This is a genomic window from Gracilibacillus massiliensis (assembly GCF_001458115.1).
GTDB classification, from domain to species: Bacteria; Bacillota; Bacilli; order Bacillales; family Amphibacillaceae; genus Gracilibacillus; species Gracilibacillus massiliensis.
In genome coordinates this window covers 38,469-64,640 of record NZ_CZRP01000009.1, presented here as the reverse complement: position 1 = coordinate 64,640, position 26,172 = coordinate 38,469, and the positions used below count along the sequence as shown (strand labels likewise).

Annotated in this window: 22 protein-coding genes and 1 riboswitch; of the genes, 15 read left to right on the top strand and 7 right to left on the bottom strand. The window is 37.6% G+C overall.

Annotated features, from left to right (window positions below):
* Nucleotides 1-5: 5 nt before the first annotated feature.
* The 4 genes from thiD to BN3107_RS01220 all read left to right on the top strand — a co-directional run bounded on the left by thiD (nucleotide 6) and on the right by BN3107_RS01220 (nucleotide 3,366).
* Nucleotides 6-800 (top strand): bifunctional hydroxymethylpyrimidine kinase/phosphomethylpyrimidine kinase, encoded by a 795-nt coding sequence (gene thiD / locus BN3107_RS01235; RefSeq protein ID WP_058305824.1) that lies wholly within the window; start codon nucleotides 6-8, stop codon nucleotides 798-800.
* A 255-nt stretch (nucleotides 801-1,055) separates the two neighbouring features.
* A complete protein-coding gene (locus tag BN3107_RS01230) occupies nucleotides 1,056-1,973 on the top strand; it encodes an ABC transporter ATP-binding protein (RefSeq protein WP_058305823.1) in 918 nt (305 codons plus the stop codon).
* A complete protein-coding gene (locus BN3107_RS01225) occupies nucleotides 1,966-2,913 on the top strand; it encodes an ABC transporter permease subunit (protein ID WP_058305822.1) in 948 nt (315 codons plus the stop codon). The genes BN3107_RS01230 and BN3107_RS01225 overlap by 8 nt, the downstream gene beginning before the upstream one ends.
* A gap of 21 nt (nucleotides 2,914-2,934) precedes the next feature.
* A complete protein-coding gene (locus tag BN3107_RS01220; protein ID WP_058305821.1) occupies nucleotides 2,935-3,366 on the top strand; it encodes a DUF4064 domain-containing protein in 432 nt (143 codons plus the stop codon).
* A gap of 100 nt (nucleotides 3,367-3,466) precedes the next feature.
* Here the strand turns inward: BN3107_RS01220 and BN3107_RS01215 are convergent, their stop codons facing one another.
* A complete protein-coding gene (locus BN3107_RS01215; protein WP_058305820.1) occupies nucleotides 3,467-4,387 on the bottom strand; it encodes a DUF4349 domain-containing protein in 921 nt (306 codons plus the stop codon).
* Between the two features lie 317 nt (nucleotides 4,388-4,704).
* Here BN3107_RS01215 and BN3107_RS01210 point away from each other — a divergent pair, with 317 nt between their 5' ends.
* The 6 genes from BN3107_RS01210 to murB all read left to right on the top strand — a co-directional run bounded on the left by BN3107_RS01210 (nucleotide 4,705) and on the right by murB (nucleotide 14,019).
* Nucleotides 4,705-5,964, top strand: coding sequence for an argininosuccinate synthase (locus tag BN3107_RS01210; protein ID WP_058305819.1), 1,260 nt, complete (start codon nucleotides 4,705-4,707; stop codon nucleotides 5,962-5,964).
* Nucleotides 5,961-7,382 (top strand): argininosuccinate lyase, encoded by a 1,422-nt coding sequence (gene argH / locus BN3107_RS01205; protein ID WP_058305818.1) that lies wholly within the window; start codon nucleotides 5,961-5,963, stop codon nucleotides 7,380-7,382. Before BN3107_RS01210 ends, argH begins: the two co-directional genes overlap by 4 nt.
* Nucleotides 7,383-7,718: 336 nt before the next feature.
* Nucleotides 7,719-8,804, top strand: coding sequence for a carbamoyl phosphate synthase small subunit (locus BN3107_RS01200; RefSeq protein WP_058305817.1), 1,086 nt, complete (start codon nucleotides 7,719-7,721; stop codon nucleotides 8,802-8,804).
* The gene (gene carB, locus BN3107_RS01195; RefSeq protein ID WP_058305816.1) at nucleotides 8,797-12,033 is read left to right on the top strand and encodes a carbamoyl-phosphate synthase (glutamine-hydrolyzing) large subunit; all 3,237 of its coding nucleotides are present in this window, start codon (nucleotides 8,797-8,799) and stop codon (nucleotides 12,031-12,033) included. Before BN3107_RS01200 ends, carB begins: the two co-directional genes overlap by 8 nt.
* Nucleotides 12,030-12,965, top strand: a complete 936-nt coding sequence (gene argF / locus BN3107_RS01190; protein ID WP_058305815.1) for an ornithine carbamoyltransferase — start codon at nucleotides 12,030-12,032, stop codon at nucleotides 12,963-12,965. Before carB ends, argF begins: the two co-directional genes overlap by 4 nt.
* A gap of 121 nt (nucleotides 12,966-13,086) precedes the next feature.
* Complete coding sequence (gene murB / locus BN3107_RS01185; protein ID WP_058305814.1) at nucleotides 13,087-14,019, top strand: UDP-N-acetylmuramate dehydrogenase; 933 nt, start codon at nucleotides 13,087-13,089, stop codon at nucleotides 14,017-14,019.
* Between the two features lie 369 nt (nucleotides 14,020-14,388).
* On the opposite strand, the gene BN3107_RS01175 is transcribed toward murB, so the two are convergent.
* Nucleotides 14,389-15,300 (bottom strand): nuclease-related domain-containing protein, encoded by a 912-nt coding sequence (locus tag BN3107_RS01175; RefSeq protein WP_058305812.1) that lies wholly within the window; start codon nucleotides 15,298-15,300, stop codon nucleotides 14,389-14,391.
* Nucleotides 15,301-15,502: 202 nt separating this feature from the next.
* Nucleotides 15,503-15,655, top strand: a riboswitch (FMN riboswitch).
* Between the two features lie 157 nt (nucleotides 15,656-15,812).
* Between BN3107_RS01175 and ribD the strand changes: the two genes are divergently transcribed.
* Genes ribD through ribH form a run of 4 tightly spaced genes read left to right on the top strand, consistent with a single transcriptional unit; the run spans nucleotide 15,813 to nucleotide 19,237 of the window.
* Nucleotides 15,813-16,901 carry a bifunctional diaminohydroxyphosphoribosylaminopyrimidine deaminase/5-amino-6-(5-phosphoribosylamino)uracil reductase RibD gene (ribD, locus tag BN3107_RS01170; protein WP_262359927.1) on the top strand — a complete coding sequence of 363 codons (1,089 nt, stop codon included), beginning with the start codon at nucleotides 15,813-15,815 and terminating at the stop codon, nucleotides 16,899-16,901.
* Nucleotides 16,901-17,536, top strand: a complete 636-nt coding sequence (gene ribE, locus BN3107_RS01165) for a riboflavin synthase (RefSeq protein ID WP_058305811.1) — start codon at nucleotides 16,901-16,903, stop codon at nucleotides 17,534-17,536. The genes ribD and ribE overlap by 1 nt, the downstream gene beginning before the upstream one ends.
* Before the next feature lie 13 nt (nucleotides 17,537-17,549).
* Nucleotides 17,550-18,767 (top strand): bifunctional 3,4-dihydroxy-2-butanone-4-phosphate synthase/GTP cyclohydrolase II, encoded by a 1,218-nt coding sequence (locus BN3107_RS01160; RefSeq protein ID WP_058305810.1) that lies wholly within the window; start codon nucleotides 17,550-17,552, stop codon nucleotides 18,765-18,767.
* Between the two features lie 2 nt (nucleotides 18,768-18,769).
* Nucleotides 18,770-19,237 (top strand): 6,7-dimethyl-8-ribityllumazine synthase, encoded by a 468-nt coding sequence (gene ribH / locus BN3107_RS01155; protein ID WP_058305809.1) that lies wholly within the window; start codon nucleotides 18,770-18,772, stop codon nucleotides 19,235-19,237.
* 76 nt (nucleotides 19,238-19,313) lie between these two features.
* Here ribH and amt read toward each other — a convergent pair whose 3' ends face one another.
* From amt to BN3107_RS01135, 4 genes are all read right to left on the bottom strand, one after another.
* Nucleotides 19,314-21,593 carry an ammonium transporter gene (gene amt / locus BN3107_RS19685; protein WP_058305808.1) on the bottom strand — a complete coding sequence of 760 codons (2,280 nt, stop codon included), beginning with the start codon at nucleotides 21,591-21,593 and terminating at the stop codon, nucleotides 19,314-19,316.
* Between the two features lie 242 nt (nucleotides 21,594-21,835).
* Nucleotides 21,836-22,318 carry a glutathione peroxidase gene (locus tag BN3107_RS01145; protein ID WP_058305807.1) on the bottom strand — a complete coding sequence of 161 codons (483 nt, stop codon included), beginning with the start codon at nucleotides 22,316-22,318 and terminating at the stop codon, nucleotides 21,836-21,838.
* Between the two features lie 152 nt (nucleotides 22,319-22,470).
* Nucleotides 22,471-23,445 (bottom strand): oxygen-dependent tRNA uridine(34) hydroxylase TrhO, encoded by a 975-nt coding sequence (trhO, locus tag BN3107_RS01140; RefSeq protein WP_058305806.1) that lies wholly within the window; start codon nucleotides 23,443-23,445, stop codon nucleotides 22,471-22,473.
* A gap of 125 nt (nucleotides 23,446-23,570) precedes the next feature.
* Nucleotides 23,571-24,443, bottom strand: a complete 873-nt coding sequence (locus BN3107_RS01135) for an NAD(P)-dependent oxidoreductase (protein WP_058305805.1) — start codon at nucleotides 24,441-24,443, stop codon at nucleotides 23,571-23,573.
* A 107-nt stretch (nucleotides 24,444-24,550) separates the two neighbouring features.
* Here BN3107_RS01135 and BN3107_RS01130 point away from each other — a divergent pair, with 107 nt between their 5' ends.
* Nucleotides 24,551-24,904, top strand: coding sequence for a TraR/DksA C4-type zinc finger protein (locus BN3107_RS01130; RefSeq protein WP_058305804.1), 354 nt, complete (start codon nucleotides 24,551-24,553; stop codon nucleotides 24,902-24,904).
* A gap of 38 nt (nucleotides 24,905-24,942) precedes the next feature.
* Here BN3107_RS01130 and BN3107_RS01125 read toward each other — a convergent pair whose 3' ends face one another.
* Nucleotides 24,943-26,169, bottom strand: coding sequence for a S1C family serine protease (locus BN3107_RS01125; RefSeq protein ID WP_058305803.1), 1,227 nt, complete (start codon nucleotides 26,167-26,169; stop codon nucleotides 24,943-24,945).
* Nucleotides 26,170-26,172 lie beyond the last annotated feature (3 nt).

The following is a 26,172-nucleotide window of genomic DNA, read 5'->3' as shown; positions in this document are numbered from 1 at the left end:
TTTGTATGAAACGTGTTGTAACGATCGCTGGCTCAGCAGCGCAAGGAAGTGCAGGCATTCAAGCAGACCTAAAGACTTTCCAAGAACGAGATGTCTATGGAATGAGTGTGATTACAGCAACGGTAGCAAATAATTCACGAACAGATGAAGGAATATTTATCCGCGAAACAAAAGAAATCGAAGCTCAATTTCATGCTGTTAATGAAATGGTTGGTATAGATGCTGTTAAAATAGGTATGTTGTTTTCAAAGGAAATCATCCTAAAAGTAAGTGAATTGCTTAAGACAGTACCAGAAGTTCCTAAAATAATTGATCCTGTTATGATCGGGAAAATGGGTTCGCAGTTATTAGCTGACGATGCGATCGAGGTATTAAAAAAGTATTTAATTCCCCAAGCAACGTTGATCACGCCCAATCGTTTAGAAGCGGAAAAACTTTTAGGTCGAAAGATATTTTCGGAGTTAGATGATCTGGAACGTGCGACAAAAGAGTTATATGCACTTAATCCCGGCTCTGTATTGCTAAAAGCCGGTGAAGTGGATGGACAAGCAATAGATGTTTTTTATGACGGAGAAGCATTGAAAATTTTTGAGATGCCTTTGATTGATACCATTCATACAAGTGGGGCGGGCTGCACATTCGCTGCATGTCTTACGGCAGAGGTGGCAAAAGGTGTAGAAATGGCAGGAGCGATTCAGATAAGTAAACAATTTGTCCATGCCGCTATCAAGCATTCACTCGCATTCGGAAAAGGTGTAGGATCAGTAAGACACGGAGCATTAAGACAAATGATTGATTAGAATAAAAAAAGAGCAACTGCACTGGCAGCTGCTCAAAGAAAAGATAGAACAAATAAGATAGATAACAACCTGTGGTGGAGGTAGTTGATATGACATGCAACTACTTCCTTTTTCGGCACATAAATGTTAGGTTTAATAACATTAGTTGTTATATATACTATCATAATAGAAAAAACGATAAAAATCAAGTGATTTTGAAACCATAATAGGCTTTGTAACGTATAGATAAGTGGAGAATGAAAAGGAGGTGTCCCAATGGATATTTCGATGGAGTTGCAAAACGTCCATAAGACCATTGGCAAAAAAGAAATTATTAAAGGATTGAATTTTTCGATCCGTTCAGGGGAAGTGTTTGGTTTTTTAGGGCCTAATGGTGCTGGTAAAACGACGACAATCCGAATGATGGTGGGATTAATGAAAATTACATCAGGAGATATTAAAATCAATGGAATAAGCATAAAAGATGATTTTAAAGGTGCGATACAACATGTAGGTGCAATCGTAGAAAACCCCGAAATGTATCCATTTATGTCGGGATGGAAAAATTTAAAGCATTATGCTCGAATGATGCCAGGGATCACAGAAAGTCGCATTAAAGAAGTAATAAAATTAGTCGGTTTAGAAAAAGCCATTCATGAGAAAGTCGGCCGATATTCATTAGGAATGCGACAAAGGATCGGTATTGCGCAAGCCTTATTACATAATCCATCTATTCTTATTTTGGACGAACCAACCAATGGACTAGATCCAGCCGGTATACGTGAGATCAGACAGTACATAAGAGATCTAGCTGAACAGGAAAAAGTTTCTGTGATCGTATCTAGTCATTTGTTATCTGAAATAGAATTAATGTGTGATCGGATCGGAATCATTAAAAATGGCGAATTAGTCACGGTAGAAGAAGTCAATGAAGAACAGGAAAATGATCAACGTGTTACAGTGAAGTTAGAAGTGAGTGACAAGGCTCATGCAATGACCATTTTACGTGATCAATTAGGCCTTGAAGTAAATGAAGAACAAGCTAATTTAACGTTACAGATGGAAAAAAACAGTGTGCCTAATCTTGTAAAACACCTTGTCGATGAACAGATAGACGTATTTGAAGTGGCGCTAGAACGCAGTAGCCTGGAAGATAAATTCTTTAGATTGATTGGAGAGAATACGATTGCTTAATTTTTTATCATTAATAAAGAATGAACAAATAAAATTATATACGCGTATGGGCACTTGGTCGATGTATATCATTTTATTTGCTATTATGCTGGCTGCGTCACTCATCGTTGTCTTTTTTGGGGAAGCGGATGAACAAAAGTATGGCGATGATTGGCAAGCACAATTAACAGCAGAGACAGAAGACTATAAAGAATCACAAGAAGAAATGGAATTTGCTGCTTTTGATTCTGAAATAGCTAAAAATGAATATTATTTAGAAAATGACATTAAACCCCATCCATATGATGCGTGGCAATTTACGTTGGAAAATGCAGGGTTGGCAATGCTGATCAGCTTGTTTACCATCATCATTGCAGCGGGTATTGTTTCAAATGAATTTAGATGGGGAACGATTAAATTATTGCTGATTCGTCCGATTTCAAGGACTAAAATCTTATTTGCGAAATTTGTGTCTGTTTTATTATTTTCGATTTCGCTGCAAATATTCTTATTTCTTAGCAGTCTATTAATCGGCTTGATTTTCTTTGGGATCAACGGTTTAAACCCTAGTATTGTACAAATGGGGGCAGAAGGTATCGAAGAAGTATCGGTTTTTTCTGAAATAATTACAGAATATGGACTGTATATGGTAAATTTAATTATGATGGCAACTTTTGCTTTTATGATTTCAACTATCTTTAGAAATAGCGGGATGGCAATAGGATTAGCTATTTTCTTAATGCTTACAGGTAATACTGTAATGACTTTCTTGGCAGAATATGATTGGGCAAAATTTATTTTGTTTGCAAATACGAACCTAAGGCAATATATTGGGGATGGTAATCCGATAATTGAAGGTATGACATTAGGTTTCTCAATCACAGTTTTAGCCGTTTATTTTGTCATCTTTTTACTTGTTTCATGGTTGTCTTTCACAAGACGAGATGTTGCAGGAAATTAATAGATAAGGGGAGAAGAGAAGATGAAGAGAACAGTAGAAATAGTATTAAGTATTATTGGTGCAATCTTGTATCTGTTTGGTGCAATCTTTGGTGGTGTAATCAGTACGATGGATGGAGATAACCAAATGATTCAAGAGATGCTTCAAGAAGATCCGGCAATTACCCAAGGCGATATGGCAGATGTTCAATTGTTCTTGGATGGATTAGGTACCATTGGTATTATGTTAGTAGTTGTGTCTGTTATTGGTCTTATTGCTGGAATTGTTGCAGCTATTCTCTTTAAAGGAAATAAAAAACCGAAAGCAGCAGGAATTATTTTATTAGTGGTAGGTGTGTTAGCCACTATCGTTACAGTAGGTACAGGTATCTTTGCGGGACTTTTCTATGTTATCGCAGGTATTATGGGCTTAGCACGTAAACCAAAACAAGAAATTAATATGGAGCAATATTAATTAAATAGAATAGTAAAAAGGAGCTACCTAATAGGTTAGCTCCTTTTTAAATTGAAAATAGTGTTACTTTATGTGAATTCCTAATCAAATTGTAGCTATATTAATCCTTTTTAGGAAGTTTCCTTTTGAAGATGAGATAAATGATAATCCCAATAATTAATATTAATATAAGAACAGGGGCATTACCTACCAAGAATACGAATATACCAGAAGCAATGGAAAGTAGTGTTTGTATATTTTTTAAGAACTGTTCCTTGGTTTTTTCCCATGTTGTTGATGATTCATCCTGAACAGAAGGCATATCTACTTTCCTTTCCACTAATTCCATGTTTATCGTGGCATAGTCGGATTGGTTTTCTAAATATTTTATTTTTCCTGTAAGTTGCTCAATATCTTCTTGAATCTCTGCTAAGTCATTTGAGATTTTTAATAAATCCTCTGTTTTTTCCGCTTCTTCCATAAAAGAAAGCAGTCGCTCTTCTACAACTTCCTTCGATTTCAGACGTGATGACAAATCAACAAATTGCTCTGTAACATCTTCGCCACTGACAGATTTATCAAGTACTTTCATATCACCATCCTCAACCATAGCTATAAAATCCTGAAATCGTTTGGCGGGTATGCGGATAGTCAATGAACCAAAGCGTTGTTCTTGTTCCTCATGATTGGAATAATTCGAAGTTACAATATAGCCTTGATAAGATTCTGTTTGATTTTCAAGAAAAGTGACCATGTCATCGAAGCTTTCGGATTCAAGACGGAAATTTGCATTACGAATGATTTTTCTATCCTCGACATTTGCTATATCTTGATCATTTTCTGTTTCAGCTGTTTTATCTGCCGTGTTTTCTGCTTCTTCCATATTCATATCATTCATTTTTGCTTGGTCGGTACTGAGTCCTGGTTGACCACCACTATCTTCCATTATAGCTTCTTTATCAGATGATTCATCACTGCCTCCTTCACTAGAACAAGCAACCAATAACAAAATAACGAATAATGAATACCATATTTTTTTCATAAGGAATACCCCCTCTTTTTAAAAGATTAGACGTCTGTTGTTAAAAGAGGTTACAATAGAATCAATATTCATATTTATTCATAAACATGTATATTTATATGGAGGATCGTTAAAAAAAGCAAGAGAGATTACTCATTTAAAAAATGCATACAATAAACAAATCAGTGGGAAGATTAGTATAACAGGCTTTTTTAGAAAAAAATAAAAAAATTCACGATAAAGGTTGAATTAATATACTAAATAGTGCATAATAATACATAATTAATCAAAACAAATAAATTCATATTTATAAAATAGACTTAAGGAGAGATTTTGAAATGGCAAAAGAAAAAATAGTACTAGCATATTCAGGGGGTCTTGATACTTCCGTTGCTATTAAATGGTTACAAGACAAATACGATTATGATGTAATAGCAGTCGGTTTAGATGTAGGCGAAGGTAAAGATTTAGAATTTGTAAAAAACAAAGCAATCGATGTAGGAGCAATCAAATCTTATTCAGTTGATGCAAAACAGCTTTTTGCTGAAGATTTCGTATTACCTGCCCTGCAAGCAAATGTGATGTATGAAGATAAATATCCATTAGTTTCTGCATTGTCTCGTCCGTTAATTGCAAAAGTATTAGTAGACATTGCAGAAAAAGAAGGCGCAGTAGCAGTTGCACATGGTTGTACAGGAAAAGGTAACGACCAAGTACGTTTTGATGTGGCCTTTACTTCATTAAATCCAGAATTAAAAATTGAAGCACCTGTTCGTGAATGGGGTATGACCAGAGATGAAGAAATTGAATATGCACAAGCAAATGGTATTCCGATTCCAATTGATTTAGATAGTCCTTATAGTGTCGATCAAAACCTGTGGGGCCGTGCCAATGAATGTGGTGTGTTAGAGGATCCATGGGCAGAAGCTCCGGCAGATGCATTTGAATTAACGGTTGATCCAATCGATGCACCAGATGAGCCGGAAATGATTGAAATTGAATTTAAACAAGGGAAACCAGTTGCATTAAATGGTAAAGAGTATCCTTTACATGAATTAATTTTAGAATTAAACCAAATTGCAGGTAAACATGGTGTCGGTAGAATTGATCACGTTGAAAACCGTCTTGTAGGGATTAAATCACGCGAAATTTATGAAGCACCTGCTGCGATTACGCTTATTCAGGCGCATAGAGAAATTGAAACAATTACTCTTCCAAGAGAAGTTTCGAAATTCAAGCCAGTTGTGGAGCAGCAATTAGAGCAAGCAATTTATGATGGTTTATGGTTCACACAATTAACAGATGCATTAAAAGCATTTATCACCGAAACACAAAAATATGTAAATGGTGTAGCAAGAGTCAAGCTATATAAAGGGCAAGCGTTTGTGGTTGGACGTAAATCCGAGAATTCATTATATGACCTTAACCTTGCAACATATAGTAAAGGTGACGAATTCGATCACGAAGCAGCACTTGGCTTTATCAAGCTTTGGGGCTTGCCAACAAAAGTTCATTCAACAGTGAATAATGTTCACGCGGATAAAGCAAAAATTATGGAAAAAACAAAAATTGACATGAAGGAATCAGTGAAACAATGAAATTATGGGGCGGACGATTTACAAAACCAACAAATGAATTAGTGGATGAATATACAGCATCGATCAGCTTTGATCAAAAATTAGCACAATATGATATTCAGGGAAGCTTAGCACATGTTGAGATGCTTGCAAAATGTGAGATTATTCCTCATGAAGATGCGGAATCGATTAAAAAAGGCTTAAAAACTGTTGCGGCTAAAATTAAAGCAGGTGAAGCAGAATTAACAGAAGCTAACGAAGATATTCATATGAATGTCGAAAAACTTCTAATAGATGAAGTCGGTGCTGTTGGTGGTAAATTACACACTGGGAGAAGTAGAAATGATCAAGTAGCGCTAGATATGCGCCTTTATTTACGGGATTCCCTTGTTACGTTAATCGAGTTATTGACAAAACTACAAGAGGCGCTTTTAGAGCAAGCACAGGCAAACTTAGATACGATTTTGCCTGGCTATACCCATCTTCAACGTGCACAACCAGTGTTGTTCGCCCATCATATGATGGCGTATGTATCGATGTTTGAACGTGACGTGGAAAGACTTCGTGATAGCTTTAAACGAGTTAATCGCTCGCCACTGGGTGCTGGAGCTTTAGCGGGGACAACTTTTCCAATTGATCGTCACTATGTGGCAGACAAACTTAACTTTGACGGTGTTGTTGAAAATAGTTTAGATGCTGTAAGTGATCGTGACTTTGTGGTTGAGTTTTTATCCAATGCATCTCTATCAATTATGCACTTGTCACGACTAAGTGAAGAGTTAGTACAATGGTCAAGCGCTGAGTTCAATTTTATAGAATTAGATGATGCTTTTTGTACAGGTAGCAGTATGATGCCACAAAAGAAAAATCCAGATGTGGCAGAATTAGTAAGAGGAAAATCAGGGCGTGTATATGGTCATCTGATGGGCATGCTTACAACACTCAAAGGCTTACCGATTGCATATAATAAAGATATGCAGGAAGATAAAGAAGGTATGTTTGATACGGTCGAAACGTTAAAAGGTGCACTGGCTCTTTTTGCACCAATGATTGCGACCATGGATGTAAAAAAAGATAATATGTATGAAGCAGTTGCAGAGGACTTTTCAAATGCAACCGACTTAGCAGATTATTTAGTGAATAAAGACTTACCATTCCGTGAGGCACATGCTGTTGTTGGTCAGGTTGTATTACACTGTATTCAGGAAAATATCTATTTATTAGACTTAAGCATTAAAGATTTCCAAAGCTTTTCAGAGTTAATTGATGAAGATATTTATGATGTATTAGCACCAAAATCTGTTGTCAATGCTCGTGATGTTGTCGGTGGTACAGCTAAGAACCGTGTCAAAGATCAAATCACACAAGCAACTAGCAGGTTATCGGATAGCAAAGAATGGATCGAAGTTCATGCAGAAAAAGTAAATGTCTTAAAATAAAGAGTAAAACGCAACTGATTGGGATCAGTTGCGTTTTTGAATTTTTAAGCAAGGAAAATATATAATCCGTAGTATCAACGCATTTTCAATCTAACCATTTTGAAATGTAGTGTATAAAAATCCATCGTTATACCTATTTTTCATTTCAAAATTACCACTAAAAGGACCGGGTGGGCATTCTCGGTTTCTCATATGGTCAGGCATTGATTTTTAAAACTTAAAAATTTTTAGCAAAATTAATGCATAAATATAAGTTTTGTAGTATAATTATAAACAATTAATAAAAAATTAAACGAAATCAATATAAATATTGCTAGATACTGGAGGAGAAGCAGAATGCAAGGATATCTTGTTTTAAACACGGGCGATGTATTAGAAGGACAATGGTTAGGTACACCTAAAGAGACAGAAGGAGAACTTGTTTTTAATACAGCAATGACGGGTTATCAAGAAGTGATGACGGATCCTTCCTATGCAGGTCAGATAGTGACAATGACATATCCGCTGATTGGGAATTACGGATGGAACGGGATCGATTATGAAAGCATTAAGCCATCACTAAAAGGCTTTATCGTATCTACTCCAAGTCATAATCCAGAACATTATGAATCAACCAATACATTAGTAGAAATGTTAGATGAGCATAATATCCCTGCTCTTTCACATATCGATACAAGAGCATTAACCCGTATTATTCGTGAACATGGTGAAGTTTATGGAAAAGTCACAACAGAACCTAGTGAAAAGCCTACGAATACTTCAGTGAACTCAGATATTGTTTCTACGGTTTCAGTAGCCCAAAAAGAAATATATAAAACGCAAAATCCCGCAAATCATCCTACTCCCCATGTAGTTGTGATGGATTTTGGTTATAAGCATTCTATTGCACATTCATTATTAGATTTAGGTTGTGATGTGACAGTGGTGCCATACAATACAACTTTTATTGAGATACAATCGATCGATCCAGACGGTGTATTATTATCAAATGGACCTGGAGATCCAAAAGCATTATCCCATCTGTCCAGTAATATTAAGAAAATATCGGAAAACTTTCCAACGATGGGGATCTGTTTAGGTCATCAGCTTGTTGCATTAGCACATGGTGCTACAACAAAACGTTTGCCATATGGTCATAGAGGAAGCAATCATCCTGTTAAAGACTTACAGACAGGAAAAGTAATGATTACCTCGCAAAATCATGGTTACGTAGTTGATTATGACTCCGTGAATATGGAAAATTGGTATGTTTCACACGTTAATGTCAATGACAAATCAGTAGAGGGCTTAAAGCATAAAAATTTAGCCTTAATGACGGTACAGTTTCACCCTGAGGCACATCCAGGCCCTATTGATACGCATCATTTATTCGTAGATTTTATACAGCAGTTTATTACTAAGGGAGAGAAACAGCATGCCTAAGAAAGACGACATAAAAAAAGTATTAGTAATTGGCTCCGGCCCTATTGTTATTGGGCAGGCAGCCGAGTTTGATTACGCTGGAACACAAGCATGTCTTGCCTTAAAAGAAGACGGCGTAGAAGTTATTTTAGTAAATAATAATCCAGCGACAATTATGACAGATGAAAATATAGCAGATAAAGTGTATTTAGAACCACTTACTTGCGAGTCAATTACAAAGATAATTGAAAAAGAACGTCCTGATGGGATCTTACCGACACTTGGAGGTCAAACAGGTCTAAATATGGCTGTTTTATTAGATGAAGCAGGCGTATTGGAGCAATATCATGTTACATTACTTGGTACTCCGCTTGAAACGATTCAAAAAGGGGAAGACCGTGAAATTTTTAAATCGATGATGAAGGATATCGAGGAACCTGTAGCCGAAAGTTTGTCTACTTCTTCCATCGATGAAGCGGTCGACTTTGCTAGTAAAATAGGTTATCCGATGATCGTTCGACCTGCCTATACTTTAGGGGGAGCTGGTGGAGGTATTGCGGATAATGAAGCTGAACTGCGTAAAATTGTTAAGAATGGCCTCCATTATAGTCCGATCAGTCAAGTTTTAATTGAACAAAGTGTAAAAGGCTGGAAGGAACTCGAATATGAAGTAATGCGTGATTCCAATGATACCTGTATTATCGTTTGTAATATGGAGAACTTTGATCCAGTTGGTGTCCATACAGGAGATAGTATTGTTGTTGCCCCATCTCAAACGTTAACAGATCGTCAGTATCAGATGTTGCGTACTTCTTCTGTTAGAGTGATTCGGGAGTTAGGTGTGATCGGTGGATGTAACATTCAATTTGCGCTTAATCCGGAAAACGATGATTATATTATTATCGAAGTAAACCCACGGGTAAGTCGTTCCAGTGCCTTAGCTTCAAAAGCTACTGGCTATCCAATTGCGCGAATTGCAGCGAAAGTCGCATTAGGTTATCATCTTGATGAAGTAATTAATCCAATCACTGGTGATACATATGCTAGTTTTGAGCCTGCCATTGATTATATCGCAGCTAAAATTCCGCGTTGGCCTTTTGATAAATTTACCCAAGCTGATCGTTTATTAGGTACACAGATGAAGGCAACAGGTGAAGTGATGTCTCTAGCTCGTAATTTCCCAACTGCCATCAATAAAGCGATTCGTTCATTGGAAATCGGTCTTGATTCGTTACACCTGCCAGGAGTCGAAAAGTTATCAGAAGAAGAGCTCCATGAGGCTCTGGACAAGGCAACAGATGAACGGTTATTCGTCGTTGCAGAAGCTTTACGACGCGGAATGACAGTAGATCAGATTCATGATATTACACAGATCAATAACTACTTTTTATATGAACTAGAAGCAATGATTAACAAAGAAAAAGAAATCCAGGCAAAAGACTGGAACGACATCGGTGCCCAAGAGTTAAAGGATGCTAAATCGTTTGGAATTTCTGATATTACGCTATCCAAGTTATTAGAGGTTGACGTAGCGGATATCCAGAAAAAAATAAAATCAGAACAATTGGCACCTTCTTATAAAATGGTCGATACATGTGCAGCAGAATTTTCTGCGGAAACGCCTTATTTCTATAGTTCATGGAATGAGTGGGATGAGGTAGAGGCCTTAGAAGGCAACAAGCGAATGGTTGTTTTAGGGTCTGGTCCAATCCGAATCGGACAAGGGGTGGAATTTGATTATTGTTCCGTGCATGCGGCGAAATCTCTGCAAGGTCAAGGGATTGATGCAGTAGTCATTAATAATAACCCAGAAACAGTGAGTACGGACTTTAATACAGCAGATCACTTATATTTTGAGCCGCTAACTGTTGAAGATGTGTTGCATGTCATCGAAAAAGAGAAAGCACAAGAAGTACTTGTTCAATTTGGTGGACAGACAGCCATTAATCTAGCAGATGGATTAGAAAAGGCTGGTGTCAAAATAGCCGGAACTGAGCTTAAAGCGATCGAAGCTGTTGAAGATCGAGATCTATTTTATCAACTTTTACAACGATTAAATATACCACATATCCCTGGTGATACGGTGATGGCGGTGGAAGATGCAAAAACAGTGGCTAAAGAAATCGGTTATCCAATCCTTATGCGTCCTTCTTATGTAATTGGTGGTCAAGGAATGGTGATTTTACACAATGAAAATCAACTTACCGAGTATCTTGCCAATTTAGAAGCAAATGCACAAGGAAATCGAATCTTCCCATTACTTATCGACCGTTATATTGAGGGATATGAAGTAGAGATTGATGCAATTTGTGATGGATCCGATATATTAATTCCAGGAATCTTTGAACATGTTGAAAAAGCTGGTGTGCATTCAGGAGACAGTGTTGCTATTTTTCCAGCACCAAATTTAACGAAAGAAATCAAACAAACAATCGAACTGTATGCTCAAAAAATCTCTAAAGCATTAAATGTTAAAGGGATTATGAATATCCAATTCGTATTAAGTGAAGATCGCAAAACGATTTATGTATTGGAAGTAAATCCACGTGCATCTCGTACGGTACCAATTGCTAGCAAGGTAACTGGTGTACCAATGGTTGATCTTGCAACTCGTGTGCAAATGGGAGAAGCCTTAGGTAATCAAGACTGGAAACTTGGTTTGCATGAAGATGTTCCATATTATGCAGTTAAAATGCCTGTCTTTTCTACCAATAAATTGCCTGGTGTAGACCCGATATTAGGGCCGGAAATGAAATCAACAGGAGAAGCAATTGGGTTGGGTTCAACGGTAGATCAAGCGATGGCAAAAGCGTTCGGCTGGAAAGAAGACAGTCTGAAAAAATTAACAAGTCAAGATAAAATTTTCTTATCCCTAACCAAACTCGATCCTTCACTAGTACACCAATTACGAGCATTGAATGTATCTATTGAAACAGATGTAGAAACCGCAAATTTATTAGCTGAGCATGAAATAACGGTTACGGAAACAATCGATTTAGCTACAGCAGAGCAAAACTGTCTCGATGAAAAATATGCATTTATTGTCGATACACATCGTACAGGTGAAAAAGATCACCATGTCACTTTGAGAGAAGCGGCATTACGTTCAGATACGATTCATTTTACTGCGAACGATACGTTAACATCCTATTTGACGTCAACAAATGTTTTATTAGAGTCTCCTTTATCGATTCAGAGTCATCGTAAAGGACAAACCGATTTGAATAAAAAGGAGCATACAATGCCATGAGTTTTAAAGAACAATTAAAAGGAAGAGATCTATTAACACTTGCAGATTACTCTAAAGCAGAAATAGCTTATCTTCTGGAACTTGCAACGAAAATTAAAAATAAGCGTAAAAACGGTGAAGTGTACCAACCACTTAAAGGCAAAACATTAGGAATGATCTTTGAAAAATCGTCAACTCGTACCCGTGTTTCTTTTGAAGCTGGCATCTATCAATTAGGTGGAACTGGATTGTTCTTAAGTTCAAACGATATTCAAATTGGACGTGGAGAGCCAATTTCGGATACCGCAAAGGTCTTATCAGGTTACTTAGATGGTATTATGATTCGTACCTTTTCTCAAAAAGATGTGGAGGATTTGGCTGAAAATGCATCGATCCCAGTCATCAATGGTCTAACAGATGATTATCATCCATGCCAGGTTTTAGCGGATCTCCAGACGATTAAAGAGAAAAAAGGCGAATTAGCTGGTTTAAAACTTGCTTACATCGGTGACGGGAACAATATGGCACATTCCTTGATGATCGGCTGTGCAAAAATGGGTATCGATGTTGCGATAGCTGCTCCTAACGGGTACCAACCGAAAGCTGAAATTACAGAGCATGCCAAAAGTTTTGCAGATGGTAGCGAAGTGCTGATTACAGATGATCCGATCGAAGCAGTAAAAGATGCCGATGTGATTTACTCTGATGTATGGGCAAGTATGGGGCAAGAGCAAGAACAAAAGTTGCGTGAAAAAGCTTTTGCAACGTATCAAGTCAACACAGAATTATTTTCTCATGCACATGATGAAGCGATTTTTATGCATTGTCTGCCGGCACACAGAGGGGAAGAGGTTACAACTGAGATTATAGATGGTCCTCAATCTGTGGTTTTTGAAGAAGCAGAAAACAGATTACACGCACAAAAAGCGCTAATGGTAGCACTTATGGGTTAATTGTTAAAGTTAGATCTCTTGGTAAAAGAGATCTAACTTTTTTTGCGTTTGCAGTTCATATTTTGTTATTGCTATAATAAAGATTAATTGTGTGCCATAAAAATTAAAGGATTGATCTTAAATGAATAAACAACTGATCTTAAAAGAATTACAACAAATTATAAATCCAGAACATATTTTAATAGATGAATATTTAAAAAATCATACGTATACCAAGCTTGGTGGGAAAGCTGACTTTTTCGTAACGCCCGCTAATATCGAAGAAGTACAAGAGCTGATCCGTTATGCTAATAAGACGGAGATTCCATTTACCTTATTAGGCAATGGTTCGAATGTGATTGTTCGAGATGGTGGAATACGTGGGATTGTCTTGAGTTTGAAACGATTTTTGAATATCCGTAGAGAAGGAAATAAAGTGGTTGCAGAAAGTGGGGCGCGAATCATTGATGCCTCTCGCTTTGCTTTGTCTGAAAAATTAACAGGGTTAGAATTCGCATGCGGCATTCCAGGAACCGTGGGTGGTGCGCTCTATATGAATGCAGGTGCTTACGGTGGGGAAGTGAAGGACTGTTTAGAAAGTGCATTAGTTGTAGATTCTACAGGTGATGTGCATCAATTGGCAGCGGCGGACTTTGACTTGGATTACAGAACAAGCAACATTGCAGAAAAAGGTTATATCGTTTTAGAAGCAACCTTTTTCTTAGAAGCGGGAGAGTATGATGACATTAAGGCGATAATGGATGACCTTACCTATAAACGCGAATCCAAACAACCATTAGAATATCCATCTTGTGGCAGTGTCTTCAAACGACCACCAGGTTATTTTGCAGGGAAGTTGATTCAAGATAGTGATTTACAAGGAAAAGGTATTGGTGGAGCAGAAGTATCAACAAAGCACGCCGGTTTTATCGTCAATAAAAGTAATGCTACTGCAACAGAGTATATTTCTGTAATTGAAATGGTGCAAAAGACGGTAAAAGCGAAATTTGATGTTGAATTAGAGCGAGAAGTACGAATTCTAGGTGAAGACGAAATTCTTACGGACACAAAATGATAAAAGTGTCTCTCATAAGCGAGATGACGGACAAAAAATGCGAAAATCCATCAAAAGTGTCCCTCATACGCGAGATGAAGGACAAAAAAGGCGAGAATCCATCAAAAGTGTCCCTCATACGCGAGATGAAGGACAAAAAATGCGAGAATCCATCAAAAGTGTCTCTCATACGCGAGATGAAGGACAAAAAGGGCGAGAATTCATCAAAAGTGTCCTTCATACGCGAAATGAAGGACAAAAAATGCGAAAATCCATCAAAAGTGTCCCTCATACGCGAAATGAAGGACAAAAAATGCGAGAATTCATCAAAAGTGTCTCTCATACGCGAGATGAAGGACAAAAAAAGCGAGAATTCATCAAAAGTATCCTTCATTTATGTGTATAATAAGTCCATTGTTTTGACCCTTTTTTTGAAAAGTGATTTACTAATAACCTTTGAATACTTTTCCTAGAATATTCTTTCCCACACCAGTCATAAACGATATTAGTCGTCACTTTTTCATCAGGAAAGAGAAGTTGAAATTCACGAATATTCCTTAACACCGCTTCATGTACATGTTCATTGCTGTGACACTGTAAGCAAACAGCGCTTCTTCCTTCTACTTTCATAGCCAAACTGCTGCACTTAAAACACCGCAATCCTTTTTTTAATTGATCATACGGAAAATTTGGAATCTGTGGATGTGGATAGGCGCCGATATCTAAGGAGATGAGTTGTTGTGCCAATTTTAACTGTGAAGAGTTTGCTGGTCGTCTTTTATTTAGGGATGAGATAAAACGAGATATTTGAGTAGGAAAGATTAAGTGCTGATTAATTGGAGCCTGATAGAGGGTGAACTCTGGATGGGTAAAAACAGTATAACTTTCCACTGGAAGGTTGAGTTTGAGTTTTTCCATTAGTTGTCGCATTAAAGTTTCATGCCGCTTTAGTTGTAAAAGAGGATTGCTAATTTCCTTATTCGGAAGCTTAAACCAGCGCTTGTCTGAAATATGATAATCACCAGGAAGATTTTTAGCATCCAGCACAATCAATTCTTCTCCAGTAAATAGAAGCGAATCAATTTGAAAGGAACTAGTGCCAATTTCGAACCGCAAATCACTTAATACATAGAGGGAATGTGTTAAACCTGTTTGTAAAGCTTGTTCTAATCTTAATTCTCCTTCATAACCGAGCTGAAGATTATGATAATATGTTTCTTCTTTCTTTGATAAGCTGATTCTCAAATGCAAAGCATCAAAAATAGTTAATTCGTAAGGTTTCTTTAATTGTTTTATAATCATCGCATTGCTCCTTTTTATTACAAGGTTTCTAGGCTAATAACCATACTTCAGTTATTGAAATGCTTACCCAAGAATGAATTACTTCCTCTCCAACCCTGATTAATACAAATTTTAACATATAATGATAAAAAATCTCAAAACTAATATTTTGCAAATCCAACAAAAATTCTATATACTTTTACATATAATTAAATAACGATGTATATTCCTTTGGGGCAGGGTGTAATTCCCGACCGACGGTGATAAAAGCGTTGTAGCTTTTTTAGTCCGTGACCCGGATCATTTTAAAAATGTGAAGGTGGATTTGGTGTGAATCCAAAGCCGACAGTGAAAGTCTGGATGGGAAAAGGAATTGGTGGAGTAGTGGCTTTTCTATACAGAAAGGCGTACTTTGTGTATTCGGCATTTTTGACACTACAAAACCAAGTTTTTCACTATGAATTAATTCAACCAAGCCCTAGGTATATGAACCTAGGGCTTTTCTGATTTTTGAGATAAAAGGTGATGATTTTGTGAGAACAAAAGAAGAATGGATGGATCTTGCATTGAATGTAGCAGAGGCAACGATCGGGCAAACTAGTCCAAATCCTTCTGTAGGAGCAGTCGTTGTAAAAAATGGAGAACTGTTAGGAATCGGTACACATCTGAAAGCTGGAGAAGCACATGCAGAAGTCCATGCTATAGCACAAGCGGGTGAAAAAGCAAAGGATGCAGAAGTATATGTCACGCTTGAACCATGTGCCCATTTTGGCAAAACGCCTCCATGTGCAGAGCTCCTAGTCAAAAGTGAAGTGAAAAAAGTATATATTGCCTGTCTTGACCCAAACCCTAAAGTAGCGGGAAAAGGGGTACAAATCTTAAAAGAGGCTGGAATAGAAGTAGAAATTGGTATCGGGGAGCTGAGAGCCCATAGGATTAACCAACACTTTTTTCATTACCAGAACAAAAAGCGTCCATTTATTACATTAAAAGCAGCGACTACGTTGGACGGTAAAACAGCAACCGTTACAGGTGATAGTAAGTGGATAACTTCTGAAAAGGCAAGGGAAGATGTTCATAAAGAGCGCCATAAACATGATGCAATCTTAGTAGGACGTCGAACTATCGAAAAAGATAATCCCAGCCTGACAACGAGATTGGCCCAAGGCGGAAAAAGTCCAATTCGGATTATTTTAGATACGGATTTAACGATTCAAGACGATTCCAACGTATTAAAAAATGACACCAATACATGGATTATTTGTGGCAAACAAGCGGACAAAGCAAGTTTTCAACAAGCTTATCCACAAATTAAAGTCATACAAATGGCGACCGATCAAATCATTCTAAGCGATTTAATGGAGATTTTAGCTGAAGAAAAGATTCAATCGCTTTATGTCGAAGGCGGTGCAACCATACATCGGTCCTTTCTAGAAGAGAGCTTGGTCGATGAATGTCATTGGTATATTGCGCCTAAACTATTGGGTGGGCAAGATGCACGTTCTGTTATTGGTGGTGAATCGCCGACATGGATGAAATCAGCGCTAGAACTCTCATTTACTGATATTAAGCAGATCGGTTCAGATCTTAAGATCATGGCTACACCAAAGGAGGATGGCTAATGTTTACCGGAATTGTTGAAGAAAAAGGGAAAATTGAATCGATTAAACAGACAAATCAAGCATTACAATTAAGAATACATGGTGAAAAAGTGACGAAAGATGTAGCGAAAGGTGACAGTATTTCAGTGAATGGTGTTTGTCTAACCGTTACAGACTTTGGTGCAAATTGGTTCACAGTCGATGTAATTCCAGAGACCTTTCGTGGATCTTCATTAGCAAAGCTCGTCAGTCAATCATCTGTTAACCTTGAAAGAGCAATGCATGCTAATGGCAGATTCGGAGGCCATTTTGTCTCAGGTCATGTTGATGCGGTTGGAACCATTGAACGAACATGGCTAGAAGATAATGCGAAATATTATTATATCAGTGTCAACGAAACACGCTATATTTCATTAAAAGGATCGGTTTCAGTCGATGGTACTTCACTCACTGTATTTGGTGTTGATGATAATGGTTTTACGATTTCACTGATTCCAGAAACGCAGCAAGCTACTATACTAGGAACCAAGCAACAAGGAGATATTGTGAACGTTGAATTCGATATGCTAGCCAAATATATGGAGCGTCTCCTTCAATCAAGCAATAACCAACCATCAGCTATAACTGAAGAAAAACTAAAACAGTACGGATTTTAAGGAGGTGCTGACAGTGAAAAGAACAGTAGAAGAAGCAATTCAAGCACTAAAACAAGGGGAGATCGTCATTGTCGTTGATGATGAAGATCGGGAAAATGAGGGCGACTTTATCGCTTTAGCTGAGCATACCAAGGCAGAAACGATTAATTTTATGGCAAAAGAAGGACGTGGGTTAATTTGTGCTCCAATGACGAAAGCATATGCGGACCGCTTTCAACTTGGAGAAATGGTAGCTCGCAACACAGATGACCACGGAACTAATTTTACAGTAAGTATTGATTTTCATTCAACACACACAGGTATTAGTGCACAAGAAAGAGCGCTGACGATTGAAAAGCTGGTAGACGAGACAACGACTGCTAATGAATTCAAACGACCTGGTCATGTCTTTCCGTTAATCGCTAAAACCGCAGGAGTATTGGAACGAACAGGCCACACGGAAGCTGCAATTGATCTAGCACGTTTAGCGGGATCGAAGCCGGTTGCTGTTATTTGTGAGATTATGAATGAAGACGGAACAATGGCACGCCAACCCGATTTAGAGAAAATAGCTGAGCAACACGATATGCCGATGGTTACGATTCAAGAGTTGATACAGTACCGCAAGCGTTATGATCAATTAATCGTAAAGGAAACGGAAATCAATTTACCGACGTCTTACGGTGATTTTAAATTAGTAGCATATACTGAAAAATATACGGGGCAAGAACATATCGCACTATATAAAGGGGAGTTAACACCAGATCAACCGACACTAGTTCGTGTTCATTCCGAATGTTTAACAGGCGATGTATTTGGCTCGGAACGCTGTGATTGTGGACCACAATTAGAAAAGGCATTAGAAGAGATCCAAACAGCAGGTCGTGGTGTCCTTGTATATATGCGTCAAGAAGGCCGAGGTATCGGTTTAATTAATAAAATGAAAGCATATAAACTACAGGAAGAGGGCTATGATACGGTAGAGGCTAATCATCAGCTCGGCTTTCCTGATGATTTGCGAGACTATGCAATTAGTGTCCAAATTTTACGTGATTTAGGAGTAGGTAAAATTCATTTGTTAACGAATAACCCTCGTAAACTGTCAAGTGTTGAAGAGTACGGGTTAGAGTTAGTAGGGAGAAAATCAATTGAGATACCAGCCAACAAAAATAACGAAAAATATTTACAAACAAAAGTGGACAAATTAGATCATTTATTACATGTTAACCATCAAAATGGGGGAGGAATTTAGAAATGACAAAAACATATGAAGGAAATTTAGTTGGTACAGGTTTAAAAGTAGGGGTAGTCGTAGGAAGGTTTAATGAATTCATTACAGGAAAATTATTGAGTGGTGCAGAAGATGCATTTCGTCGTCACGGTGTAGCTGTTGAAGATGTAGAGGTGGCATGGGTACCAGGTGCCTTTGAAATTCCACTTGTAGCCAAAAAAATGGCAGAGACAAACAAATATGACGTAGTAGTTACATTAGGTACGGTTATTCGTGGTTCTACCCCACACTTTGATTATGTAAGTAGCGAGGTTTCCAAAGGTGTGGCAAGTGTTTCAATGGATGCAGGCATTCCAGTGATTTTTGGAGTTCTTACGACTGATACGATTGAACAAGCAATCGAACGTGCAGGGACAAAAGCAGGTAATAAAGGGGCAGAAGCAGCTGTTTCTGCGATTGAAATGGCTAACTTATTGAAGGACATTGGCTGATACGGATAAACGTGAGAAAGTGGCGGAATTATATATCCGCCACTTTTTGTATTTAAAAAAGTATACTCTCGAAACCTCAACTAGTTTTAAACTGATGCACTTTTTGTGATAATGATAAGCTTTGATCTCTCATCGTGGATATTCTATTCGTAATATCTTCAATCGAAGCATCGCTTTCTCTCATCTGTTCAAAAATGGTTTCGACTTTATCGCACATCATTTGAAAGCTTAACTTTTGCTCTTGTTTGCTTTCTAGCATATGGGAGGTATCTTTACTCATGTGTTGTAAATTCTCATTAAATTCAGTCATAATATAATCGATTTGTTTTACTTCACTATCAATAAAATTAAATGTTTTGGGCATATTTGTTAACTGTTCAGATAGTGCGACTAATTTAGAAGAAAGCGTGGTGAATTCTTCTTGTCCCTCTTGTATGGTATCGACAGTACCTGTAATAATTTCTTCTATCTCTGTTGTTGATTGTTTGGATTGTTCGGCAAGTTTGCGAATTTCTTCTGCTACCACTGCAAAACCTTTGCCATACTCACCAGCATGTGCTGCTTCAATTCTTGCGTTTAAAGCAAGTAGATTAATTTGTTCCGCTATATCTTTAATGACTTTCATGACGGCGTGACTTTGGCTTGAGAATCTTTGAACTTGTTCCGTTTGCTGCTGATAGTTATGCAATGTCGTTCCAACATCCTTATTCATGTTCGAAATATCGCTTATAGTAGTTTTGATCGATTCCATTTCTTCTGTTAAATAAATGACTTTGTCACCAACTTGTTCGACAGAAGAAAAGAATTGTTGAATGGTTGCAATCACCTCATTTTCACGTTCCAATTCCTTTTCTAGTCGCTGATCAGATTCCTGAAAGACTTGATGCGTTATTTGAATCGTGTCCACTTGTTCCTTACTTTTGTTCTTTAAGCTACTCGTTATTTTGAGTAAATCATCAGCAGAATTTTCTACATAGAAAGATGCACCTTTCACTTCACTAATTAGTAGATCTAATTTTCTTACTACTTTATTAAAAGCTAGGTTTAATTCATATGTGTCTTCACCAGGTTCGACTTTAATCATATGTGTTAAATCCCCTGCTGAATTAGCGATATCATTCATCGATTGAATCGTGTCTACCATAGCAATGGAAGCATCATGTTCACTTACATTCAGTCCATCTATTTCTTCTTGGTGATCTGGTCTGATTTTCATTACAAAGCTAATACCTTTATAGACAATAAACCCGAGTAAAAACGCCCAAAGAAAGGCGACAAGTACACCTATCGATTGAATATAAATTTGCTCTAATCTTGTCTCGGCAGGGAGTAAGGACATAGTACCAAACAAACCAACAGCAATGGTGCCCCATGCGCCGCAAACCCCATGAACTGAAACAGCGCCGATCGCATCATCCACTTTACACACCTTCTCGATAAAAACAAGAGAGAAAACAACGATAATTCCACCAATAGCTCCTACTAGAATAGCTGTTAGGGGAGTTAAGACTGCAACGCCAGCTGTAACAGCTACTAATCCTGCTAATACCCCGTTTAATATATCTTCTACTTTGGGTTTTGAATATAGTATCCAACTGACGACCATCGCGAACAATCCACCCGCAGCAGCGGCTAAATGAGTGTTTAGTGCAATCATTGCAATCGAGGAATCCCCGCTTGTTGTCGAACCAGCATTAAAACCAAACCATCCTAACCATAATATAAACACACCGATTGTTGCTAATACTACATTAGAGGGTTTCATGGAATGAGCTTTTCCATCCTTGAATTTACCAATACGCGGCCCAACAACAATAGCTGCTGCGAGTGCGACCCAGCCACCGATCGAATGAACTACCGTTGATCCAGCAAAATCAACAAATCCGATGTTTTCTAACCAACCTGCTTGCTCATTGTTTAGTAAACTTCCCCAAGCCCAATGACCGAAGATTGGATAGATGATTAATACGATAAAGAATGTTCCAACTAAATATACGCCAAATTTCACACGTTCAGCTATTGCACCAGAAACAATCGTAGCCGCCGTGCCAGCAAAGACGATTTGAAAAAATAGAAACGCCCAATTCCAAGGATCCTCTTCTAATCCTTGAAAAAAGTATAAACTGGTACCGAACCATCCGCCTGCTGTATTACCAAACATAATAGCAAAACCAAAAAGTGAAAAAACCATCGAAGCTATCAAAAGGTCACTCATATTTTTAATGGCAACATTAATAGAGTTTTTTGCTCTTACAAGACCGGCCTCTAATGCTGTAAATCCAGCTTGCATAAAAAAGACTAATATGGAAGCTAAAATAATCCAAACAAAATCAATATTTAACTGCACAGTATCCATTCTCATCATCCTTTTTATAATAGTAGTTGTAAGTATGCGATGATGTAGTAACATGAAACAACGGATGTTAATAAATGAAACATCCGTTGTTATGAGTAAATAATACTATTTGATTAGAATAAAAGTCATGTTTGTTGTCAGATTATATAACAAGGTTTATTTGCTTTCTTACAATAGAAAAAGGAGATGTGAGGATTCTAATCAAAAAAATAGCATGCTCGAAGTGAACATGCTACTTTCTATTAGCTTTTTTGCAGTAATTTTTTAATATCTTCTTCTATGTCTTTAGGTTCTGTCTTAGGTGCATAGCGTTTTACTACGTTACCCTCTTCATCGATAAGAAACTTGGTGAAATTCCATTTAATCGATCCGGAAATTATACCTGGTGCTTCTTTTGTTAGGTGTTGAAACAGAGGGTGTGCATTTTTTCCGCGAACTTCTGTTTTTCCAAACATAGGGAAGCTGACTCCATAATTAATACGACAATGTTCTTCCGCTTCTTCACTTGAACCAGGCTCTTGATTCATGAACTGATTACTTGGAAACCCGAGAATTTGCAAACCATCATCTTTGTATTTTTCATATAGTTCTTGCAATCCATCAAATTGTGGAGCAAAACCACACTTACTTGCTGTATTCACAATGATCATTGCCTTGGCTTTATAATCATTTACTAATTTTTCTTCGCCTTTAGGTGTCTGGACTTTTAAATCATAGATTGACATAACACCATCACCTCCTTATCAAGAAGGATAGCATAAAGTCAAACAATGTCAGAAAAATATGCTCAAAAAATTGGAAACTACTTTATACCCATACACTACAAACAAAAAAGAGCTAGCATAAAGCTAACTCTTTCATCTGTTCATTGAATTATTTATTGCACTACGCCGTCTTCTTCCGCAATACGATCTAACCTTGCTTGTATCTCTTCTTCAGTTAGATCATGCTCTTGCACATATAAGTTACGCGGGCTAACACGACATTCGTGTGTACATCCTCGCATGTATTTATGTTCATTTTCTTCTGAGCAAAGAATCTGCTTATTACATTCAGGATTGGCGCAATTGGCATAACGTTCACATGGCTCACCGTCAAAATAATCACGACCAACCACTACATGCTCTTTACGGTTCACAGGGACAGAAATACGCTCGTCAAAAACGTATAATTGACCATCCCACAATTCACCTTGTACTTCATCATCTTTTCCATATGTGACAATCCCGCCGTGAAGCTGTCCAACATCATCGAAGCCTTTTTCTTTCATCCAACCACCGAATTTTTCACAACGAATTCCGCCAGTACAATACATTAATACTTTTTTACCTTCTAATTGTTCACGATTATCTTCTATCCACTCAGGCAGATCGCGAAAATTATCTATATCTGGATTGATGGCACCACGGAAATGACCAAGTTCATATTCATAATCATTTCTAGTATCGAGAATCACTGTGTTCTCATCTTTCATTGCTTCATAAAACTCTTTTGGATTTAAGAAGTCGGCATTCTTTTCGCGTGGATCGACATCTTCTTCACCTAAACGAAGTGTGACAAGTTCTGGTCGATGACGACAGTGCATCTTTTTGAATGCATGACCATCTGCTTTGTCAATTTTAAATACCATGTCCGCAAACTTCGGGTCATTATTCATTGCTTCCATATACTTATTTGTTTGTTCAACGGTTCCAGAAACTGTTCCATTTATGCCTTCTTCTGCAATCAGGATTCGTCCCTTTAGACCTAAGTCTTTACAAAAATCCAAATGTTCTTGGGCAAACGTTTCTGGGTCTTCGATTGTTACAAACTTATAATACAATAATACTTGGTACGTTTCTTTTGTCTCCATTTTTCTACCACCTATCAATTCATATTTGCAAGATATAAACGTGTTTAGGTTGGATATACATATAACATTGTCTCTTGCAAGCATATATTGTAACAAACTTTTCCTATTAAAATCAATAGAAACTATTACAAATCCCCTTCAAACCACTTGACCAAAGCTTGTGTACCGCGGTCTTCTAATCCTTTGTCTGCTAATTCTTCATATAATTCAAGTGATAGAGCTAGACCAGGCGTTTGAATTCCCATGTTTTTAGCATTGGTAAGGGCAATTTTCATATCTTTAATAAAATGTTTGATATAAAACCCTGGTTCAAAATCGTCATTGATCATCCGTGGTGCTAATTTAGATAAAGAAAAACTCCCTGCTGCTCCAGTGGATATGCTTTTTAACACACGTTCAGGGTCTAATCCTGCTTTTTTTGCATACATAATTGATTCTGATACACCGATCATGGTGGAAGCTATATTAATTTGATTCGCCATTTTGGTATGTTGCCCCGCTCCAGCTGGCCCTTGCAATACAATATTTTCTCCCATTATTTCAAAGAGAGGTAACATCGTATCGAAATCCTGTTGTGTACCACCCACCATAATGGCTAATTTCCCACTTTTAGCGCCAATATCACCACCAGATACAGGGGCATCTAAGCTGTGTAACTTTTTAGTTTCAGCAACTTTTGCTATTTCTTCTGCTAATTGCGGGTCGGATGTTGTCATATCAATTAAATAGGAGCCTGGTTTGGCGTTATTAATAATACCATTCTCTTCAAGGTAAAGGTTTTCAACATCAGAAGGATAACCAACCATGGTAATGATAATATCTGATTTAGTTGCAAGAGAAGCTACTGTATCTTCCCAAATGGCTCCTTGATTTAAGAGCTCAAGCGCTTTTTCTTTTGTTCTGGTGAAAAGATGTACGTGATAACCTGCATCAATTAAATGGCTCGCCATACTTTTTCCCATTACACCTGATCCAATAAAACCAATAGTTTTTGTCATCACAATTCTCCTTTTTTCTTTTACTGTATCAGAAAAAAGCGATTGAGACTAATGGTTGTTTTTATTTATTAAATAATGGGAATAAGTGGACTAAAAGGAGGATAAACATGAATCAAGAAATACTAGAGCAATGTCAAAGTTATTTAAATGAAAGAAAAGAGAAATTACAGCAGAATAATGCAGAGAGTGTCAATGAAAATAAAGCATTGGATGCAGAAGTTGGAGAATTATCAACAAGTTTTGACAATCATCCTGCAGATATGGGAACTGAATTATATGAGCGGCAAAAAGATCTGACTATACAAGAACATGAACAACAAGAATTAGAAGAAGTTGAACATGCATTAAAAGCAATTGAAAAAGGTACTTATCATCTTTGTGAGGAGTGTGGAATAGAAATTTCAGAAGATCGCTTATTAGCTATTCCAACCACTAGATATTGCATCAATCATGGTAAATAAAAAACCTAGGCTAGAGCCTAGGTTTTATTTGTCTCACTTTATAGATCTTCCTGTTTATCTAATGTCATGGTTGCAGTTTGTACGTTTCCTTCACGATAGAAGGTCACTGTAATTTCATCACCGATTTCGGTCTCGCGGTATAAATACGTTTTTAAATCAAGCATTGAACTGATTTCTTGATCATCGATTTTTGTTACGACATCGTATTGTTGCAATCCTGCTTCACCTGCTGGAGAATTCGATTCTACATCGGCAATGACAATACCGCCCTCAACACTCTCTTCTAATTTCAATGTTTCTTGAACGTGGCGAGCTGGTACTGTTGACAAGTCGACAGCGCTAATACCCATGAATGGTCGAACCACTTCACCATCTGTTTCTAGTTGCTCAATAACAGGTTTTGCATCACTAACTGGAATCGCAAAACCGATACCTTCTACTGCAGCCTGTGCAATTTTCATCGAGTTAATTCCTATTAATTGGCCATTCGTGTTAATTAATGCGCCACCACTGTTACCAGGGTTGATCGCAGCATCTGTTTGAATAACATTTGTTGTCCAGTCTGCTTGACCATCACTATTTAAATCCATATCGACTGCTCGATCTAAACCACTAATAATACCTTGTGTCACCGATCCGGCAAACTCGGTGCCAAGAGGGTTACCGATTGCAATCGCTGTTTCACCGACTGTCAATTCATCGGATGAGCCTAGTTCAGCTACAGTTGTTACTTGATCATTTGGAATTTGTAGTACAGCAAGGTCAGTTAATGCGTCTGTACCTAAGACTTCTGCTTCAACATGTTCTCCGTTCGTTAAAATAACTTCTACTTGCTCGGCTCCTTCTACTACGTGATTATTGGTTACCACATATGCGTTCTCACCATCGCTTTTATAAATAACACCAGAGCCAGTGCCCGCTGCATCTGATTCTTCCCAGAGACTAACTTGTTGCACATTCGAGATACCAACTACGGCATCTGATACTTTTTCTACCGCTCCGCTAATTGAGTTTGTATTCTCGTTAGATAGATTCGAAGTGGTTACTGCTTCCTGATCAGTAGATTGCAAACTTTCTGCTGTCTCTTCCGTCTCTACTGTATTTTCCAAAGCAACGTCTTGATTATCATCTAATTGCGTCAGAAAAATTCCTCCTGTAAATAAAGCCGCAATGACACCTCCGGCTACACCACTCATTAACATTGGGAAAGTGTTTCTTTCCTTTTTTGGTTTGGGAGTGTGTTCTTGATTAAATTCTTGATTCATATC